This is a genomic window from Maribacter sp. ACAM166 (genome assembly GCF_005771495.1).
GTDB lineage: Bacteria > Bacteroidota > Bacteroidia > Flavobacteriales > Flavobacteriaceae > Maribacter.
The window spans coordinates 275,886-293,354 of record NZ_VAUW01000002.1 but is presented as its reverse complement, the minus strand read 5'-3'; the positions used below and the strand labels follow the sequence as shown (position 1 = coordinate 293,354).

Sequence of the window (17,469 nt, the reverse complement as noted above, 5' to 3'; positions counted from 1 at the left end):
AGGTAAACCTAATAATTTATTATCAAAGAATAAAATGTATATTTACATTTTATTTGAAATTATGTTTACGCAATCCGAAGAAAATTATTTAAAGGCCATATTTCATTTACAACAAGAAGTTGAAGGTGGTGTGTCCACTAGCGGGCTTTCTGAAAAACTGAAAACAAAAGCGGCCTCCGTGACCGAAATGCTCAAAAGATTGGCTGGTAAAAAATTGGTCGATTACCAAAAGTATTATGGCGTACAGCTGACCGATAAAGGAATGCAACATGCGTTACTTATTGTCAGAAAACATCGTTTATGGGAATACTTTCTTGTAGAATGCCTAAATTTTAATTGGGACGAAGTACATGAGGTAGCGGAACAGTTAGAGCACATAAGATCGCCTAAATTGGTTGAGGAACTTGATCTGTTTTTAGGTCGACCTCAATATGACCCACATGGAGACCCAATACCTGATACGAATGGTAAGCTGCCCAAATCACCAAATAAAAGACTTTCACAACTTCAGAAAGGCGAACGTGGAATTTGTAAAGGATTTAATGATACCTCTTCTTCTTTTCTACAGTTCTTGGCCAAACAGGAAATAGGTTTGGGTACGAATCTAGAGGTACTGAATATTGAGTCGTTTGATGAAAGCATGACCGTATTGATAGATAAAAAAGAAATTCCGTTATCCAAAACTGCAACAGATAATATCTACGTTGAGGATTGATTAAGCTCGAAGGATGAGCAGCATCATTTGTCATTTCTATTACAAATTATTGTGAAGTAAAAAATTGAACACCAAATTTCTATAATGAAGCATACCATACTACTCCTACTTTTTTTAACTCTTTTTGCAAGTTGTAAAAAGGGCAATAATACTAAAGATAACAAGCTCAACATAGTTACTACCACGAGCATGATTACCGATTTGGTTAAGAATATAGGTGGAGATTCTGTGAATGTAAAAGGACTCATGGGAAGTGGAGTGGATCCACATCTCTATAAGGCTAGTGAAGGTGACGTATCTAAATTATCAAGTGCAGACGTTGTCTTTTACAGTGGGTTGCACCTTGAGGGAAAACTTGTGGATGTCTTTGAGAAAATGGGGCGCAACATTAATACAATCGCTCTAGCCGAGGCATTAGATAAAAAAGGTTTGATAGGCTCCGAATATTTTGCATCTAATTATGATCCTCATATCTGGTTCAATATAGAATATTGGAAACAGATGACCAATTACCTTACAATAAAATTAAGCAAGCTTAATCCAGACAATGCGGCTTTCTTCGAAGAAAACAAAAAAACGTATTTAATAAAGCTAAATACACTTGAAGAAGAGGTAAGGGAAATCATAGCTACATTGCCGGAAGAAAAACGCGTACTGGTAACTGCACATGATGCCTTTAATTATTTTGGTAAGGAATACGGTTTTGAGGTTGTTGGACTGCAAGGGCTTTCTACCGCCACGGAAGCTGGGGTACAGGATGTACAGAATCTTGCCAAGCTCATTATTGATAAACAGGTCAAGGCTGTTTTTGTGGAAAGCAGCGTACCTAAAAGAACCATCGAGGCCTTGCAAAAGGCCGTCCAGTCAAAAAACTATAATGTTCAAATCGGGGGCACCCTCTATTCGGATGCACTGGGTAACGCTGGAACCGAGGAAGGAACTTACATTGGGATGTTCAGATACAATGTAAAAACAATTGTAGGTGCGCTGAAGTAAATGTTGGTAAGCCTTTAAAATGAAATCCTAAAAGTTGCTGGTAGCAGCACTAATTGTAAAAGATTATGAAAGATAGATTGCCTGCCATACGAATCGATGACCTTACCGTTGCCTATGATTACAAGCCGGTATTATGGGACATAGACCTAATTATTCCGGAAGGAGTCTTGATGGCTATCGTAGGGCCGAACGGCGCTGGAAAATCGACACTAATCAAGTCTATTTTAGGGATTATAAAACCCATAGCGGGCAGCGTACAAGTTTTTGGTCAACCGTATAAAAAACAAGTGGACAAAGTAGCCTATGTTCCCCAAAAAGGTAGTGTAGACTGGGATTTCCCCACTACTGCGCTCGATGTGGTAATGATGGGCACGTATGGAAGTCTAGGCTGGATAAAAAGACCAGGTCAAAAAGAGAAAAAGCTTGCTTTGGAAGCTTTGGAGAAAGTAGGTATGCTCGAATTTAAAAACCGGCAGATAAGTCAGCTGAGTGGAGGACAACAACAACGTATATTTCTAGCACGAGCTTTAGTACAAAATGCTGCTATTTACCTAATGGACGAACCTTTTCAAGGTGTTGATGCTACTACTGAAAAGGCTATTATAAATATATTGAAAGAACTGCGCAAAGCGGGAAAAACGCTTATCGTCGTGCACCACGACCTACAAACGGTTCCCGAATATTTTGATTGGGTGACTTTCCTTAATGTAAAAGGCATTGCCTCCGGTCCCGTCAAGGATATTTTTAATGATGATAACCTCACGAAAACCTATGGCATCAACTACAAAGTGGCCGTGAATCAGTAAATAAATGGAACTAACAGACTTTTTTACGGACTATACCCTCCGCACGATTACCCTAGGGACTGCTATTCTAGGAGCTATCTGTGGAATGTTGGGTAGTTTTGCGGTATTACGTAAACAGAGCCTTTTGGGCGACGCCATTTCGCATGCTGCGCTTCCCGGTATAGCCCTAGCATTCATAATTACAGGTGTAAAAGACGCTAATATTATTTTAATAGGTGCATTGATAAGTGGCCTTATTGGAACCTTTTGGATAAAGAGCATTGTAAAGCGTACCCGTTTAAAGAATGATACGGCGTTGGGCCTGATTCTTTCATTATTTTTCGGTTTCGGGATGTTGTTACTTACGTTTATTCAGAAAATGCCGAATGCCAATCAGGCCGGTTTGGATAAATACCTTTTTGGACAAGCGGCTACCTTAGTAGAAGAAGATGTTTGGGTGATGGCTACAGTTACGGGAATCAGCTTAATCGTTCTACTTCTTTTTTGGAAGGAATTAAAATTGTTGCTTTTTGATGCGGACTATACGAAGACGTTGGGATTTAATACTCGTTTTCTAGATATTTTGATTACTACGTTTATAGTGCTGGCAATTGTGTTAGGGCTACAGACTGTAGGGGTTGTGCTTATGAGTGCTATGCTACTAGCTCCTGCTGCAGCGGCTAGGCAATGGACGAACAACTTAGGGATTATGATTTTTTTGGCATCTATCTTTGGAGCATTTTCTGGCGTCTTCGGTACAGCTATCAGTGCGAGTCAAAATAACCTTTCGACAGGGCCTGTCATCGTTTTGGTAGCTGCGACCTTTGTGTTGATTTCCTTTATTTTTTCGCCTGGGCGCGGCCTGTTATTCAGGAAAATACGTTTTAGAAAGAATCGCAGGGAACTCCATTTGAAAAAGACCCTTACTTTTATGCACCACATCGTTAAGGAACACGAAAATATCTCTAGACCGCATGCAATCCGTATTCTAAATAATTTTCAAGGTTTTACGCGTAAAACTCTGAATAAGCTTGAAGATAAAAAGTTCGTAAGAATCGAAGGTAACCAGTGGGCCATGACTCAAGAGGGATATGATGAAGCAGAATCCATTTATAATCAATTAGGCAGCGAAAATGACTAGTGCACAGCTCGAAATACAACTAATAGGGGCAATAGTAGCCATAGCCTGTGCCATACCTGGAACGTTTTTGGTGCTTCGGAAAATGGCGATGATCAGTGATGCCATCAGCCATTCCATCCTTCCAGGCATTGTATTGGGCTTCTTTATTACCCAAGATCTTAACTCACCTTTATTGATTCTGTTGGCTGCGCTTACAGGTGTTATCACGGTCATTTTGGTAGAATTTATCCAAAAGACCGGTCTTGTAAAAGAAGATACCGCTATTGGACTAGTGTTCCCAGCGCTTTTTAGTATTGGGGTTATTCTTATCGCTAAAAATGCAAATGATGTACATCTAGACATTGATGCCGTACTGTTAGGGGAGCTGGCCTTTGCGCCTTTTGATCGGCTTGTAGTTGACGGTATGGATATTGGACCTAAATCTTTATGGGTCATCGGGTCAATATTGCTAATTACTTTAACCTTACTCCTGCTATTTTTCAAAGAGCTTAAGTTGAGCACATTTGATAAGGGACTTGCCGCTACCTTAGGCTTTTCGCCAGCAATATTACATTATGGGCTTATGACAATTTCCTCGGTCACTGTCGTTGGTGCGTTTGATGCAGTTGGTGCGGTACTTGTCGTAGCTCTTATTATTGCCCCTGCCGCAACCGCTTACCTGCTTACCGATAACTTAAAACATATGCTTTTCTTAAGCTGTTGCTTCGGAATCTTTGCTGCAATTGCCGGGTACTGGCTGGCCAACGTTCTTGACGCTTCTATCGCCGGATCGATGAGTACCGTACTGGGAATAGTCTTTCTTTTAGTGTATCTTTTTGCCCCTAAACAAGGGGTTTTCTCTGTGTTTTTTAAGGAAAGGCAGCAGCGTAAAGAAGTATCGCTACTCGTATTCCTGTTGCATCTTCAAAACCATCAAGAAGCAGAAGAGCGGCACGTCAATCACTTACGGGAACATATTAACTGGCAAAAAGTACAGGCAAAAACGGTATTGGAACTAGCATCTAAGAATAACCTTATCTATATCTCTGATAATATTGTGTCCCTGACCGACAAGGGACAAGAATTCACTGACGAAGCCTTACTTTATATAACAACCAATAAAGTGACCGCTATAGAGGAACTAAAGGAGCGTTTCTTTTTGTTTCGGGGATAGTTAGTGCTTGAATTTAAGCTTTTTAAAGCTAGACGTGTTCCCGAGCGTAGACCGTAAATATCATTTTTTGAGTATAAATATTTAGTGAGGACATAAATGGATATAATGGGGATTTGTTAAGATTTTTTCCCAAAAAATCCTAACCAATTTTTTATTGTAAGAGGGAAGTTTAAATGTGCTTGTTCATTTTTAAATTGATGACTAAACTCCCCATCTTCTGGATGTAGGATGTGCCAGATTTGTTCCCATCCTAGAAAACCGCCCACGTTACGATCATCGATAAATATATCAGCATTGAGCTTTCGGCTATATGTCTTTCCGGACTTTTCGCCTAGGTAGTTCTCGTTGATAGCATAAAAATGAACTCCGTTTTTCAAACAATAAGCTACTGCTTCTTCTAAAAATATTCCCTCTCGGTAGGTCCATAGAATAAGTCGATGCCCCTTTTGTTGAAGTTTCTTTAAGGTTGCAAATGCAAAAAACATTTGCTTTCCGATTTTGGGATAGGAGTGTTCTACGATGGTACCGTCAAAATCAACGGCGATAATCTTTACTTCGTTTATACGGCTCGTATTATTTATTTTTGTATTCACTATTATTAAACATGAGTGACAAGGAATAGGTTTAAGAGAGGTGTTCTTGTATGTTAGAGAAAAGCTTATCGGCATTTTCTATTTTCAATCCATTTTTCTCTGCGTATTCCGAATAGTTTAAAATTGCTCTTTTAAGTTCATTTTGAAGCTCCTCGTTATGTATTGTATCACTCTTGTAAAGACTTAATAAATAATACACGACCCTTTTAAGCATTTTTTCGCCTTTATGAGCTAGCCCCATTTCCTTGTAGGTATAGGCAATGTTATTACAGGAAATTGCGAATATTTGTAAAAAAGGTATTCCGGTTAGGGCCACTTCTTTTTTATAATCGTTCAGTAGCTCTGCGCGATAAAGCGCTTCCATATAGCCTGTCATCGCATCGGAGTAGTGTCCCTCTTTAAAAAGAACGTTCGATGTTTCGGTTTTTGCTTTCCACGCATTTTCAATATGTTTTATACAGGATTCACTCATAGCTTATTTACGTTTTCGTTAGCAAAATTCCAATTGACGACATCCCAAAAACTTTCTACAAATTTCGGTCGAGAATTGCGGTAATCAATATAGTAGGCATGTTCCCAAACGTCCAGGGTAAGAATAGGTGTTTTAGATTCAGTAAGTGGGGTATGAGCATCTTTCATAGGCAAGATTTCTAGTTTTCCAGAGTCGTCTTGAGCAAGCCATGCCCAGCCAGAACCAAACAATTTGGTAGCCGTAATAGAAAATTGTTCTTTAAATTGCTCGAAACTTTGAAAGTCTCGTTCAATCAGATTTTTGATATTTCCATTAGGACCGCCACCACCATCGGGTGAAAGACAATGCCAGAAAAAACTGTGGTTCCAATGCTGTGCAGCGTTATTAAAGAGTCCCGATTCTTGTTTTTGATGCCCTTCCAAAATCAATTCTTTTACAGACATATCTTCACGATAAGAATCCTGTACAATACCTTTTAGATTTTTCACATAGGCTGCATGGTGTTCGCCATAATGATAATCAAAGGTTTCCTCTGTAATAAGTGGCGCCAAAGCTTTTTTATCAAAAGGCAGTTGTGGTAATTCTTGGGTAATGTTCATAGTTGCTTTCTCTTTTTAGATTTTAATGGCCATTTTCAGTTCTCTAGAGGCTTTTGTCACAAATCGGCACATTTAATCTTGCGCTCCATTTCTTTTTTATGTTCTTGAAGTAAACTGATTACAAAATCCATATGGCGTGCAGAAGTTTTTTACTCCTCCAAAGATATAATATTCATTACTATTAAAAAAATATTTAGTGTCAACTAATTATTTAATTATAAAACATGTAACTTGTTGTCGTTATACTATTGGAGAATATATGCTTACACATACTCAAGAAAATTACTTAAAAGAAATATTACGTTTACAGCAAGAATTAGAAAAGGGCGCATCAACCAAAAGACTATCGGAACTGATGGGAACGAGTGCCTCATCGGTCAGTCTTATGATTAGGAAACTGGCGACTAAAAAGCTTGTGGACTATCAAAAATATCAAGGGGCGACATTGACCGATACTGGAGAGAAACACGCCTTGGCAATAATCAGAAGGTATCGTTTATGGGAAACATTTTTAACGGCAAAATTAGGTTTTAATTGGTGCGAGGTACACGAACTAGCAGAACAATTGAAACACGTAAAAAGTGAAAAGCTTATCGATGAAATCGACCGATTGCTAAGCTACCCTACAGCTAATCCTTATGGTAATCCAATCCCCGATAAGAACGGAAATCTTTCCCAAATCAATAAATATCTGCTTGCGGAGTGTAATTTAGGTTCAAAATGTATTCTTATAGGTGTTAAAGATTCGTCTCCTAATTTCCTTAGATATCTGGACGCACAGCAGGTTAAACTTGGTTTGAAATTCGTATTGCACTACAAGGAAGATTTCGACAAGTCTATAGAAATAGCCATCAAGAATAAGCTGATAAAAATATCCAATAAAATAGCCTCCAACCTATATGTCTATGTAAAAGGCCAATAAAGGCAAAAGTGATTACACCTACATATGCAATACAAACAAGTAACTACTCGAATTAGATTATCTGAAAAATAATCTTATCATAAATAGAAGTTTTAGGTGCTTTGTTTTCAAGACAAAGGGTTCAATACAAATTTTAAAAATAATAATTAGAGTTGCAGACCTTGATTTGACATGCAATTTTAGGCTGATTGGATGGCCTCAAAAACGGCCGTATTATGGAAGTGTTCAAAAACCTTATAAAAATAGTTGTTCCCAGTTCCAATTGTGGTTTTTTTAATAATTCACCTTTTACGGAACTTAAAAAAGCACATTTAAACGATAAATTTTTAAACCTCTTCGGTAGTTGGTCGTCCATTCAATTGGGTTTCTCCCTATGCGGACGAGTTGAACGACTTACAAGAGAATATTTTCCATTTGTAGTTTGTTAGACACCATCGGTTTTGAACTAAAGGATATTCTACGAAATGACCGTTAGCTCTATCCACACCCTCTCCAATAACTAGCCTTAATATAGAAAATATATAATATTGGTAGATTTACTACCGTATGGCCGATATAATTAGTTAGGTATGCGATTAATTAACTACTTAATTAATGAAGAATTATAGATATTGATACGCAGTAAATTAATGTGTTATAAATGTCTATTTCGGATAGAGCCATATTGGTCCAAAAGCAATATATAAGTACAAGGATAAAGATGAAAGTTTTTATAGCCCTAATAAATTGGATCTTTCCAGAACATGTATTCCCCAAGCCCCTGCGTAAGTCGGGCAATCCTTCCACTCCAATCCACCCCATGCTGACACGCTACGCCGGTCCGCACTGGAAGTCATTCGTTCTAGTTTTGCCCGACCTCCTCGTAGCCGCGCAAAAGAACAAGGAGAGAAAAACCCCTTGATTTTTTATTTCCCTATCCACAAAAAAAATAGGATATCTCCAAAATTCCCAAACACCATATAAGACCAAGTTAATTACCGGATTGGTTCCATATAATCCCATAGGATTTAATCTGTATTTATCATTTAATATACTGATAATAAGATAGTAATATTCTTTATTTATCCGTGAAACGGATAGCAAGCTGTATTCTAAGTTACTTAGAATTGTCTACCTCTTGTGAAGTGGTTTTGCCTAAAAAGCAACGAAAATGGAACAACGTAAAAGAGGCCGAAAACGATTGGGATACAACAAGCGATACCATAATATAATGCTCCGTTTCAACGCTACGGAATATGATAGATTGAGGCAGATCTGCGAATCGTATCATCTGGATATTTCAGAAAGGGGAGTGATAAGTCCGCTTCTGAGAAGATTGGTTTTGAACAGCGAATAGGACGAAAAGCATATGCTTCCCGACACCTCGAACCTTGCCTACCTGGACTTGAAACAAAAAAGTGGACAATTAGACTAAGTCAGAATCTAGTGTAAAGCATGTGACTTTAACTTTGTAAACTATGTGCCTTAACGAACAATGTTGAACCGTCCTGAAATATGTATACAAAAATCAAATGTATATGTGAGACGTTATAGCGAAAGCTTTAAGCTCAAGGTATTGGCAGAAATCACCAAAGGAAACCACTCCAAAAGACAATTGCATTAACTTACGGTATACAATTCAGGGAAAGGATTACAATCATCTTTATTTTGCGAATAGAGAGAATGGAATTATAGACTTTCTTATTTATCAAAGGCCATATACCCAAGCCCATTCTGGCTTGAGGTTATTTTATGATATCTTAATTAAAAAAGAAACGATAAAAAAATTGAAGTACCTTTCAATTGAAATTATAATGAAATGCAATGTAAAATATTATAATGATTTTATGGTCTAACCTCTCTTTATTTATAAGTTAATGTATTGATTTACAATTTTTAACATAAGTTATATAATGTAAGTCGATTTTCTAAATTCGATATATTTTATATACTAATTCGGTTTATACTTTATGGATTCTATATGTTATTTTTCTGTTGGTAATCACTTTTTTTACTCTAATATTTAATTGTACTACTTCAGATGTAATGGGAGAGGAGCAGACATATCCCTCATTTATTAGTATTACCCGGAATAATAGTCCGTCAAAGCCCAAGTTGGTATCATGAACACTTAAAGTAGCTGTCTCGGTTCCTAAATAATTGGCAGAATCTACCATATTTGAAAAATTCATACCTCCATCAGTACTTATTTGCCATTGATATTGGCTAGTATTTGATGCTGTGATGGAAATATTGCCAGAATTGCCGTCAAAAATCAATGTATCCTGAGGGGCCACTGAAATATTGGGTGCTGAACTAAACTCTTGATAATCTGGTACGGTATTATTATCACCATCCATTGGATTGGTATAGCCACCTTGACCAGTAACCACTCCCCAAGAATTTGTCATGATTAGTGAAGTTCCTAAATATCCATCATTATCTCCATCTAAGAAACCTGCTTCCAGAACATCACTACATCCGTCAGAATCGCTATCAGATGATAAAAAGTCAAGTGTATTATCGTTATTAGAGTCCTTGATTTCGTAATTTATAGTTCCATTGTCATACTGTCCAACAGCCTGTACAACATCAGCTATGCCATCGGCACCAACGGGTCCGGTTAATTTGCCTGCTACAAGTGTTACCCCATGGCCAGCTTCAATACCATCATAGATACCATCATTATCACTATCTAGATCTAGACTGTTTGCTAGCCCATCCCCATCAGTATCTTGCGGAGTACAATTAGTAATAAGGCTATTATCGTTCACTACGAAAAATATAGGATCTGCATTTGCTGAAATTTCAAGACGAAATATTACCGCTTTGGCTCTCTCTGCTGGAGTAAGTCCAAACTCTGATAGTTCCACCGCTGCAAGACGAATATTCTTTTTGACATTTTTACCACTAGTGGAATCATCTGTATTGTATTGATCTACATGAGAGTTACCTACTACAGGAGTGTTATTCCAATTGACTTCAACACCATTGCCCAGATAATTACCATCTTCATCAAGCAGGTGCAACCTGTTGTAATTGTAACCACCTCCCAATTGTGCGCCCTGTGTTAATAAAATATCCATTTCTCCATCTCCGTAGGCAGGTGTATTTACTCCTCCTAAACGGAAGTACCATGCATTGTTAATGTTCGCAATGGCATAACCCATGTCGAGTCCTCTTTGCCCTTCATAAAGATATGGATTAAACGGAATTCCGCCTGATGTAAGTTGTGGCCCCACCGCATTTCCGTTGTTTCCATCTATAGCCCTTCCTTCTAAACGTATCCCTGACTTAATTTTTGTCACTGGTCTCAATGCAGTCCAAGAGGTTTCCGCTACGGTAACATCTCCCGTGCCGTTACCATCAGTGTCCATAGAATCATACAGTCCGTTACTATTACTGTCTATCATTGCACTTGCTCCAACGCCTGTAGCATATGTTTCACTGCCCACTTTAAATGCCAAAAGTTCAGAGACATTATCATAAGCCTTTGGATTGAGCGATCCTACAGATGAAGCCCAAAAACTACTGTAGTTTGTGTAAACGGAAGTAACATAATTTGTTGAAGTTAAACTTGAAGGAGGGGAGCTGAATGCTATATTCATTTCACAACCATCTTCATAGAGATCTGGAATACCATCATTATCATCGTCCTCGTCAATATCATCACCTAGTCCATCACCATCGGTATCCACAAAAGGTTGAAAATAGCTGGTGTTTATCGGTAGATTAGGGTTTTTTTGCTTGGAAATGGCCATATCATGGGAAACAACAGGTCTGAATAAAAGAATAAAAGAGATAATCGGAATAATCAGAAATAATTTTATTGATGTAGTATACCTCAATCTATGTAATATTTTGAAAAATCAGACTTGTAAAAGCCTGAACTACTTTTTTAAACCTAATCTATAAGATTTTGTAGAGATTGAAATTTAATTGTTGTTAATGGAATGCTTTACAGGGTGTACTAGATAAATGTTGTTGTTAACACTTAATTCAATACCCCTCTAAATTTTATGATAATGAACCTTACGAACCAACTAGAAAACATAGTAGTTTTTCAGTGTCTTCGATATAGGGAGCCTTTCTGCCTCCATCGCCATAGCCCCCATTTAATTGTGGCGATTAATTAATAAATTACTGTTATTTATACCAACAGTTGTGATTTTTAAATCCTTACTTTTTAATTCCTCCTCCATGTAATGCCAATACAGGGACATCTTTAAAATAACCCAACTTGCATAAGGTTCGTTTGCCGAATCCCATCTGTTCCCAAAAGGATGGTTTTTTGTCGATGTAACTAATCATATTGCTATGCCGAATTTCGACAAAGCAGCTTAAAGCGGTCTGCATTTGCACATTGTGCACCACATTGAAACTATGGTCTACTCCTTTAAGGTGTTTGCATAACCGCATTTTATTTTTTTTCTGTCTTAGGCTCAAGTCGCTATTGTCGGTTAGGCTCAAAACCTGTACGTTTGCATTGCTTAGCTTGGCGATTTCAGCTAGATGTTTAATTTCCGAAGCCTTGAAACTGGTTTTGAAGTCAGTAGTTAAAACGATTTCTTCGGGCATATTAAAGCTTACGTTTCTGGGTATCACCAAAACAGGACACATACGTATGTTCTCAATTACAGCTAGGGTGTTTTTTCCATAGTTATCCTTACTTTCATTGTTCATGCCCTTAGCGCCCATGATAATCATATTAATCTGCAAACTTTCTACTACATCTTTGACGGTATCTATATATAGTGTAGAACGAGAAAGCATATGAAACCGATGGTTCGGGTTGTCGTTTTCAAAAGTCAACTTGACCAAGATATCGCCTAACCCTTGCTTCGAACGCTTTTCTGAAAATTTATTAAACGCCTCATCGGGGTCTAATAACGTAATATTATCAAGGCCATGTACTTCTTTTGAATAGGTGTTTAAAATATAAAAATCACATTCATGATTCACATAGAGATTGATAGCGTATTGAATGGCATTCCATGAATTTTTTGAAAAATCGGTAGGCAATAATAGCTTCTTTCTCATGATGTTGAATTTTAGATGTTGATTTCTACTTGTTATTTTATTCTCAGTTTTATTTACCTTTTATGGTTGACAATATTTTTGAAAGCACTTTTAATTTAGCAGTCTTGTATTTTTTTACATGTTCGATATAAATGTTTCGAGTTTTTTCATGCTTGTGTAAATAGAAAGCATCACATTCGATAGTATCACATTCTATAGCTTTTTGAATGGTGCTTTCATACTTATATAGTACGCCTAATATTAGCTGGTTTTCTCTCTGTAGGTCTTGCAGCTGTTGATTGTTTAGCATTCGCTTTTCGATATCCAACAAATATTCAAGCTCTTCATTGATATATTCCAAATCTTCTGTCCAATTATTGACTTCGGCCCGATCTTTTTTAATCATGATATTGCTATCGGGTTCATGACTGTAAAATAATTTTGTATCGTTCATAATACGATGTTTGCATTGAGGTATTTATTCTCCTGTTCTACTTTTTCAATGGTCAATTTTTGTTCTCCTGATGGAAATTCCCATATTATGGAATCGCCTTCGGCATATCCCATAACGGCTGCACCCATTGGTGTGAGAATAGATATTTTGTAATTTTTCATATCGCTTTCATTGGGCATTACCAACGTAAATTTTTTATGCCAACCATTTTCAGAAACGATGGTAATCATAGTATTGAACCGAATAACATCTTTTGGCATATCGGCTACATCTAATATTTCAGCTGACTCCAATTCGCCTAATAATTTTTTAACCGATTTACGTAAGGTCTCATCCTTATAATATCCCGATAGGTTCATAAAACGTTTTAAGAGTACATACTCCTTTTTTTCTATAATTAGTTTCTCGTATTTCATTATTTTATTTTTTAGCTGCTCTCATTTATAAGAGGCAGAGAAGAGAGGGATTTGCTTGTGAAAAAGGGATGGTTTGATCTTAATACTAGTATCAACTACCCCATCAGCCTTTTTAAAGGGCCAAAAATCCTCAATTTTTTTAGTATTATTTTTTAACTCTTAATATTTTTCAAGGAAATATTCCGCGTTGTACATAGGCTTCCTCAAGTCGTTCGATTGCTATAATAAAGGCTGCGGTACGCATATCAACATTTCTATCTGTTGAGGTATTCATAACTTTTACAAAAGATTCTTTTAGCTTCTTTTCTAATTTTTGCATCACCTCATCTAACTGCCATATTTCGCCGTTACGGTTCTGAAGCCATTCGAAATAACTACCGATTACACCACCTGAATTGCAAAGAATATCTGGAATGATATCTATTCCTTTCTTTAACAAGACTTCTTCAGCTTCCACATCGGTAGGGCCATTGGCGCCTTCAGCAATGAGGTATGCTTTTATACGGGGAGCATTTATGGAGGTTATTTGGTTACCTAATGCCGCAGGAATAATAATGTCACAATCCAATCCGAAAAATTCTGAATTGTCGATAGATTGCGCAGCGCTAAACCCTAAAATACTTCCTTTGTTAGCTTGGGAATATTCTAATAATTTTTCTACAGGTATTCCGTTTTCATTGATGATACTACCGTAGGCATCTTGTACAGCAGTTAGTTTAGCTCCTTCTTTTTCTAGAAAATGAGCAGTCCAATAACCTACGTTACCAAAACCTTGCACGATAAATTTTTTGTCTTTCAGGGTAACATTTTTCTTTTCCGCCCAAAATTTTATGGTCAGAAAAACGCCATAACCTGTTGCTCGGTCTCTACCTTCAGAACCTCCTGCGCCTACAGGTTTACCGGTTACGACATGCATATTTTTAGAACGCTCTGACGGAGATTTGGTAGACATATAAGTGTCTAAAATCCAAGCCATGGTCTGTGAATTCGTATTTACATCTGGAGCCGGGATATCTAACTCAGGCCCGATATTATCGCCCAAGGCATATGTAAATCTTCGGGTGATACGCTCCAATTCGGCTAGTGAATATTTTTTAGGATCTAGCTGTATGCCTCCTTTCGCCCCTCCGTAAGGTAGGCCTGCTAACGCAGTTTTCCAGGTCATCCACATTGCTAATGCTCTTGCAGCATCAATATCTACCGTTGGGTGGTAGCGCAACCCTCCTTTGTAAGGCCCTAAAGAATTGTTGTGTTGAACTCTATAGCCCGTGAACACTTCCACCTCACCATTGTCCATCCGTGCCGGAAAATGCACGACTAGTTCGTTGTTAGTTACTTCGAGAATTTTTCTAATATTAGGGTTAAGTCCAATAATATCGGCCGCATTATCGAACTGGCGCATGACGTTATCCAACATGCCCTGTTTTAGTGCTTTCTTTTGTTTTTGTGTATTTGTTACCATTCGTTTATTTTAAAACTAATTGTCTGTTATTTTCATTAGGTGTATGCTGTAGTAGTAATTTTCTTGCATTATTTTTTTCTTGCGAATGTTGTAAATAATGTTCATACTCGCTACAACAATGAATGTTACTCTTGTCCCTAGTCAAACTGCAAAGGGATAAGTAACTACACGTAGAGCAAATGCTCCTGTAATATTGATGTTTCATAATTTGCTGTTGTTTGAGTTATAAAAATCTGCCCGACTTATGCGTAGCTATTAGAAAAAAACAAATTTTCCGAAAGCCGGGCAGATAGATTAACTAAATTGAATTATTTTGATAGTAGTTCTCTAGAGGAAACAGCCTCTGAGAAATTTGCAGTTACTGATGGGTGTGTGCCAAAAAAGCGGGTCCCATTGGTGCGTTTTATTTTAATTCTGGTCGTGCCGTCTTTCTGTTCTTTAACTGAGGTAATTATGACCATATTTCCCTCTACCTTTTTATAATTAGCAATGCCACCTTTCTTAATAATGAAATTTGCTCTTGGAAAGTTGATATGCTTATATTGATTTGCCTCAGGTCTGCCTATTTCATAAATATCTCCGACTTTAACTAAATTTTGAACTTCATCTGTACTAGATTGAGCAGTCAGTATACTTGCCGAAAACAACACTGTGATTATGTATTTAAACATATTTATGAATTTTGAGATATTAAATTATTATTATTATTATTATTATGTTTTGGAAGAACGTCTTTGAAAGTTTTTTCGGGGATAACTACCTTAAAGTATTGTTCGCTTTGTTTCACTTTTTGAACTGTTAAGGCGATTATGTATACAGGAAGTCCGTATTTTAGGGTGTCTCCTTCCGAAAGGCCGATAATCGATGCACCTAACGTACTCTGAACCGAAATTTTGTCGTTTTTAATGTCGTTCTCATAGGGTGGAACCAATTGAAAATTTTCGCTCCAACCCGATTCATAACTTAAGGTAACATAAGAATACATTCTAATAATATCATCGGGCATGTCTTCCAAATCGTAGATGAGGGCGTTCGACATATTCTCCTTAAGATTGTCCAATGCATCTTTGTGGGCATAATCTTCGATATAGTTGGTTAAGAGTTGATATCTTTTTATCATCACAAAATCTTTTTTTTCCAATACCAGACTTCCGTATTTCATAGCTCTTTGTTTTTTGGATTATTACTCTCTCTTGCATTAATCCAATCATTATACTTTCTGTTACGACTTTCAGCAATTTGGATAGAGTTGAAAAATAAAAGTATTTAATACCCTTATTACTTTTCATATAAGAGCAATTGGTATGCCTAAGAAATTAAAGAACATGCCAAAAAATATCAACTTACTGAAAATCAAAAGATTAATATTATATTAAAGAAGAAGAAGTAAAAATAAATCGAGTAAAATATACTCAGGCGGGGAGTTTTGAACCAGTTAGTTCAACTTATCTCTTAGGGTTTTCCGATCTATCTGAAGTATTTCAGCAGCTTTGGTCTTATTGCCACCGACATATGCAAGCACACGTTTTGTATATTCTTTTTCCATTTCACGAAGTGGAAGGAAACCAGCCTCGGGGAAATCAATTTGGAATTTCAGGTTGTCGGGGAGGTCTTTAACTTGAATAGTGCCATCGCACATTATAATCGCGCGTTGGATTAAATTTTCCAATTCTCGAATATTACCTGGCCAATGATAGCGTTGCAATACTTGCAGAGCATCGGGCGAAATTCTCATTAAGCGGTCTTTATATTCGATACCATATTTCTGAACGAATTTATCGACCAATAAAGGAATGTCAGACTTACGTTCCCTTAAAGGAGGAACGTTAAGTTCAACAACAGTTAAACGATAATAAAGATCTTCACGAAAATCCTTTTTAGCTATAGCTTCCAATAGGTTACTATTGGTGGCAGCGATAATGCGAATGTCTACCTTTTCTGCTTTACGTGAGCCTACCTTGGTGATTTCCTTTTCCTGAATGGCGCGTAGTAATTTTGTTTGCACGGAAAGAGGTGCTATACCAATTTCATCCAAAAAGAGCGTGCCACCAATAGCAGCCTGAAAGAAGCCATTACGGTTTTCGTTGGCGCCGGTAAATGCACCTTTGATGTAACCAAAAAGTTCTGCTTCCAATAAATTTTCGGGAATGGCTCCGCAGTTAACTGCTATAAATGGTGCTCGTGAAAATTCTCCCGAGTAATGAATGGCTCGTGCAACCAATTCCTTACCAGTACCACTTTCACCTTGGATTAATACCGTGGCCTTATTATTCTTGACCCTATCGATAATGTCCGTAATCTTTTGAAATGCTTTCGAGGTGCCTATCATGTCTGCATAGCCATTGTTTTTACGAACAACAGATGCGAGTTTCTGTGTTTTTTGTGCTGGATTACTTTCAAGGGACTTTTCTACAGCCTGTTTTAACTCGTCTTTTGTAAAGGGCTTGGTCAAGTAATCGGTAGCTCCAGATTTGAAGACCTCTAAAGCACCACTTACAGATGGGTAACCAGTAATGACCAATTTAGGCATTTCAGGGTAATGTTCATCGGCGAATTTCACCAATTGTAACCCGTCTACTTCGGGCATTTGTATATCGGTAATCAGAAGATCAATGAAGGTGTCCTTCAAAATGTACAAGGCTTGCTTGACCGATACGGCCCTGTACGTATGATAATCCATGGATTGCAGATGACGCTGCAACAGTTCTAAAATATCGATATCGTCATCGACTAGCAGTATGTTTTCTTTTCGCAGTCCCATTG

At 37.5% G+C, this 17,469-nt stretch carries 17 protein-coding genes; 6 read left to right on the top strand and 11 right to left on the bottom strand.

Annotated elements, in window-relative coordinates:
- Positions 1 to 61: 61 nt before the first annotated feature.
- From ES765_RS02655 to ES765_RS02635, 5 genes are all read left to right on the top strand, one after another.
- A complete protein-coding gene (locus ES765_RS02655; RefSeq protein ID WP_138111043.1) occupies positions 62 to 715 on the top strand; it encodes a metal-dependent transcriptional regulator in 654 nt (217 codons plus the stop codon).
- Between the two features lie 84 nt (positions 716 to 799).
- Positions 800 to 1,711 carry a metal ABC transporter solute-binding protein, Zn/Mn family gene (locus tag ES765_RS02650; RefSeq protein WP_138111042.1) on the top strand — a complete coding sequence of 304 codons (912 nt, stop codon included), beginning with the start codon at positions 800 to 802 and terminating at the stop codon, positions 1,709 to 1,711.
- A 65-nt stretch (positions 1,712 to 1,776) separates the two neighbouring features.
- Positions 1,777 to 2,517, top strand: coding sequence for a metal ABC transporter ATP-binding protein (locus ES765_RS02645; protein WP_138111041.1), 741 nt, complete (start codon positions 1,777 to 1,779; stop codon positions 2,515 to 2,517).
- 4 nt (positions 2,518 to 2,521) lie between these two features.
- Entirely contained in the window at positions 2,522 to 3,637 is a 1,116-nt protein-coding gene (locus ES765_RS02640) for a metal ABC transporter permease (RefSeq protein WP_138111040.1), read from the top strand.
- On the top strand, positions 3,630 to 4,790 hold the full coding sequence (locus tag ES765_RS02635; RefSeq protein WP_138111039.1) for a metal ABC transporter permease: 1,161 nt from the start codon (positions 3,630 to 3,632) through the stop codon (positions 4,788 to 4,790). The genes ES765_RS02640 and ES765_RS02635 overlap by 8 nt, the downstream gene beginning before the upstream one ends.
- A gap of 116 nt (positions 4,791 to 4,906) precedes the next feature.
- On the opposite strand, the gene ES765_RS02630 is transcribed toward ES765_RS02635, so the two are convergent.
- Genes ES765_RS02630 through ES765_RS02620 form a run of 3 tightly spaced genes read right to left on the bottom strand, consistent with a single transcriptional unit; the run spans position 4,907 to position 6,454 of the window.
- Positions 4,907 to 5,383, bottom strand: a complete 477-nt coding sequence (locus ES765_RS02630; protein ID WP_212744197.1) for a BT0820 family HAD-type phosphatase — start codon at positions 5,381 to 5,383, stop codon at positions 4,907 to 4,909.
- A gap of 31 nt (positions 5,384 to 5,414) precedes the next feature.
- Entirely contained in the window at positions 5,415 to 5,855 is a 441-nt protein-coding gene (locus ES765_RS02625) for a tetratricopeptide repeat protein (protein ID WP_138111038.1), read from the bottom strand.
- Positions 5,852 to 6,454, bottom strand: coding sequence for a superoxide dismutase (locus ES765_RS02620; protein ID WP_138111037.1), 603 nt, complete (start codon positions 6,452 to 6,454; stop codon positions 5,852 to 5,854). The genes ES765_RS02625 and ES765_RS02620 overlap by 4 nt, the downstream gene beginning before the upstream one ends.
- A 196-nt stretch (positions 6,455 to 6,650) precedes the next feature.
- Between ES765_RS02620 and ES765_RS02615 the strand changes: the two genes are divergently transcribed.
- On the top strand, positions 6,651 to 7,376 hold the full coding sequence (locus ES765_RS02615; protein ID WP_317131386.1) for a metal-dependent transcriptional regulator: 726 nt from the start codon (positions 6,651 to 6,653) through the stop codon (positions 7,374 to 7,376).
- Between the two features lie 1,940 nt (positions 7,377 to 9,316).
- Here ES765_RS02615 and ES765_RS02610 read toward each other — a convergent pair.
- The 8 genes from ES765_RS02610 to ES765_RS02570 form a co-directional block, all read right to left on the bottom strand.
- Positions 9,317 to 11,203 (bottom strand): hypothetical protein, encoded by a 1,887-nt coding sequence (locus ES765_RS02610; RefSeq protein WP_138111036.1) that lies wholly within the window; start codon positions 11,201 to 11,203, stop codon positions 9,317 to 9,319.
- Between the two features lie 331 nt (positions 11,204 to 11,534).
- Positions 11,535 to 12,395, bottom strand: coding sequence for a universal stress protein (locus tag ES765_RS02605; RefSeq protein WP_138111035.1), 861 nt, complete (start codon positions 12,393 to 12,395; stop codon positions 11,535 to 11,537).
- 49 nt (positions 12,396 to 12,444) lie between these two features.
- Positions 12,445 to 12,828: a hypothetical protein gene (locus ES765_RS02600; RefSeq protein WP_138111034.1), complete on the bottom strand. Its 384-nt coding sequence runs from the start codon at positions 12,826 to 12,828 to the stop codon at positions 12,445 to 12,447.
- Positions 12,825 to 13,244: a GreA/GreB family elongation factor gene (locus ES765_RS02595; protein WP_138111033.1), complete on the bottom strand. Its 420-nt coding sequence runs from the start codon at positions 13,242 to 13,244 to the stop codon at positions 12,825 to 12,827. Before ES765_RS02595 ends, ES765_RS02600 begins: the two co-directional genes overlap by 4 nt.
- Before the next feature lie 169 nt (positions 13,245 to 13,413).
- Positions 13,414 to 14,706: a Glu/Leu/Phe/Val family dehydrogenase gene (locus ES765_RS02590; protein ID WP_138111032.1), complete on the bottom strand. Its 1,293-nt coding sequence runs from the start codon at positions 14,704 to 14,706 to the stop codon at positions 13,414 to 13,416.
- A 308-nt stretch (positions 14,707 to 15,014) separates the two neighbouring features.
- Complete coding sequence (locus ES765_RS02580) at positions 15,015 to 15,377, bottom strand: hypothetical protein (protein WP_138111030.1); 363 nt, start codon at positions 15,375 to 15,377, stop codon at positions 15,015 to 15,017.
- A 2-nt stretch (positions 15,378 to 15,379) separates the two neighbouring features.
- Positions 15,380 to 15,868, bottom strand: a complete 489-nt coding sequence (locus ES765_RS02575) for a GreA/GreB family elongation factor (protein WP_138111029.1) — start codon at positions 15,866 to 15,868, stop codon at positions 15,380 to 15,382.
- Between the two features lie 273 nt (positions 15,869 to 16,141).
- The gene (locus tag ES765_RS02570) at positions 16,142 to 17,467 is read right to left on the bottom strand and encodes a sigma-54-dependent transcriptional regulator (RefSeq protein ID WP_138111028.1); all 1,326 of its coding nucleotides are present in this window, start codon (positions 17,465 to 17,467) and stop codon (positions 16,142 to 16,144) included.
- Positions 17,468 to 17,469: the final 2 nt, after the last annotated feature.